Origin of the sequence: Methylopila musalis, from assembly GCF_042679725.1 — a bacterium.
GTDB lineage: Bacteria > Pseudomonadota > Alphaproteobacteria > Rhizobiales > Methylopilaceae > Methylopila > Methylopila musalis.
This window is the reverse complement of record NZ_JBHTMX010000290.1, coordinates 1-2,448: the sequence shown is the minus strand read 5'-3', so window position 1 is coordinate 2,448 and position 2,448 is coordinate 1. Positions and strand designations below refer to the sequence as shown.

The 2,448-nt window shown below is 71.3% G+C and carries 3 protein-coding genes; 2 read left to right on the top strand and 1 reads right to left on the bottom strand.

The genetic code is table 11. The annotated features are described in order from the left end of the window. The coding region (locus tag ACFQ4O_RS16810; RefSeq protein WP_378777416.1) for an FAD-dependent monooxygenase at positions 1 to 325 on the top strand (325 nt) is incomplete at its 5' end. A 9-nt stretch (positions 326 to 334) separates the two neighbouring features. Here the strand turns inward: ACFQ4O_RS16810 and ACFQ4O_RS16805 are convergent. Then, positions 335 to 1,030, bottom strand: coding sequence for an alpha/beta fold hydrolase (locus tag ACFQ4O_RS16805; RefSeq protein WP_378777414.1), 696 nt, complete (start codon positions 1,028 to 1,030; stop codon positions 335 to 337). Between the two features lie 195 nt (positions 1,031 to 1,225). Here ACFQ4O_RS16805 and ACFQ4O_RS16800 point away from each other — a divergent pair. Next, a partial coding sequence (locus ACFQ4O_RS16800; protein ID WP_378777412.1) for a DEAD/DEAH box helicase occupies positions 1,226 to 2,448 on the top strand: 1,223 nt, incomplete at its 3' end.

Sequence of the window (2,448 nt, the reverse complement as noted above, 5' to 3'; positions counted from 1 at the left end):
GCTGGTGGGCGAAGCCGGCCATGTGCTGCCGCCGATCGGCGCGCAGGGGCTCAAGCTCGGCGTGCGGGACGCGGCCTCCGCCGCGCGGCAGGTGGCGCTCGCGCTCGCCGAACGGCGCGATCCCGGCGACCGCGCCACGCTCGTCGCCTATGAGCGCGACCGGGCGGGCGACGTGCACAGCCGCACGCTGGCGACCGACCTGCTGAACCGCTCGCTTCTCAGCGCCGCCCCGCCGGTCCATCTGGCGCGCGGCCTCGGCCTCAAGGCGCTGGAGACCATCGGCCCGCTGCGGCGCTTCGTGATGCGGCAGGGCGTCGGCGGATAGGCGCGACGCTCAGTCGAGAAACGCCGCAAGCTCCGCGCTGACCGCCTCCGGCGCCTCGATCGTCGACAGGTGGCCGACGCCGGGCAGCGTCACCAGCCGCGCGTCGGGAAGCGCCTGCGCCATCCGCCGCGCATGCTCCGGCGGCGTCGGCAGGTCGTTCTCGCCCACCAGCACCAGCGCCGGACAGGCGACGCCCGGCAGCAGCGAGGCCTGTTCCGGCCGGTCGAGGATCGCCGTCATCTGGCGGGCGAAGGCTTCGGCGCCGGTCGCGAACAACATCTCCCGCACCAGCGCCTCAAGCTCCGCGTCGTTCTCGCGCGTGCGGTCCACGTAGCGGCCGAAGGTGGCCTGATGGATGGCGCCGAGCTTGTTCCTGCGCGCGGCCGCGATCAGCGTGCGGCGGCGGTCCCGGCCTTCGTCGGTGTCCGGCTCGGCCGTGGTGTCGAGCAGCGCCACACGCGCCACCCGCTCGGGCGCCCGGCGCAGGACCTCGAACGCCACGTAGCCGCCCATGGAGAGGCCCACAAGCGCGAACCGCTCCGGCGCCTCCGCCAGAAGGCTGTCGGCGATCGCCCCGATCGTGTCGTGGCGCGTGTGGTCGGCGACGCGGCAGCGCGCCTCTCCCAGCGCCGCGATCTGATGCGCGAACAGTCGCGCCGTGCAACCGAGGCCGGGCACGAAGACGACCGGCAGTTCTTTCGCCATGATTCTTGCCCTTCGGGTGCGATGAAGCGGCGCGCAGGCCAGATCGGCCCCTCGCGGAGATTGACAAAACAGCGTAGATGCCGCATCTCCGCCACAGATCGCAAGTCGCGGTGAACGATGGCGTTTTCCAGCGACGGCGCGTTTCGCGCCTCAGGTTCGATTCCGCCACATTCGATTTCGATTTCCAAGGACGACATGACTTTCTCCGAACTCGGACTGAGCCCGAAGGTGCTCGCCGCCGTCGAGGCGTCTGGCTACACCCAGCCGACGCCGATCCAGGCGGGCGCCATTCCGCATGTGCTCGCCGGGCGCGACGTTCTCGGCATCGCGCAGACCGGAACCGGGAAGACGGCGTCGTTCACGCTGCCGATGCTGACGCGGCTGGAGCAGGGCCGCGCCCGGGCGCGCATGCCGCGCACGCTCATCCTCGAGCCGACGCGCGAACTCGCCGCACAGGTCGAGGAAAATTTCGTCCGCTACGGGCAGAACCACAAGATCTCCATGGCGCTGCTGATCGGCGGCGTCTCCTTCGGCGATCAGGACGCCAAGCTGACCCGCGGCGTCGACGTGCTGATCGCGACCCCGGGCCGCCTGCTCGACCACCACGAGCGCGGGCGCCTGCTGCTGACCGGCATCGAGATCCTCGTCATCGACGAGGCCGACCGCATGCTGGACATGGGCTTCATCCCGGACATCGAGCGCATCTGCAAGCTGATCCCGGCCGCGCGCCAGACGCTGTTCTTCTCGGCCACCATGCCGCCGGAGATCCAGCGCCTCACCCAGCAGTTCCTGCGGGACCCCGAGCGCGTCGAGGTGGCCCGCGCCTCCTCCACCAACGCCTCCATCACCCAGCTGCTGGTGGCGACCGACGACGACCCGGCCGCCAAGCGCGACACGCTGCGCCACGTCGCCCGCGACCAGGAGAACTTCAAGAACGCCATCGTGTTCTGCAACCGCAAGCGGGACATCTCGGTGGTGCAGAAGTCGCTGGACAAGCACGGCTTCCGCGTCGCGGCCCTGCACGGCGACATGGACCAGCGCGCCCGCATGGCCGCGCTCGACAGCTTCAAGAACGGCGACGTGGACCTGCTGGTGGCGAGCGACGTCGCCGCCCGCGGCCTCGACATCCCGGACGTGAGCCACGTCATCAACTACGACGTGCCGATCCACCCGGAAGACTACGTGCACCGCATCGGCCGCACCGGCCGCGCCGGCCGCACCGGCGTCGCGATCACCCTGGTCGCCCCCTCGGACGGCAAGCATCTCGACGCGATCGAGAAGCTCACCAACGCCAAGATCGCCTGGCAGGGCGACGCCCTCTCCGGCGAGACGCTGGCGGAAAGCTCGCGGTCGTCGGGCCGCAGGCGCGGCGGCGCGCGGCGCACGGATGAGCCGGCCGCGGCCAAGCCGGCCGCGCC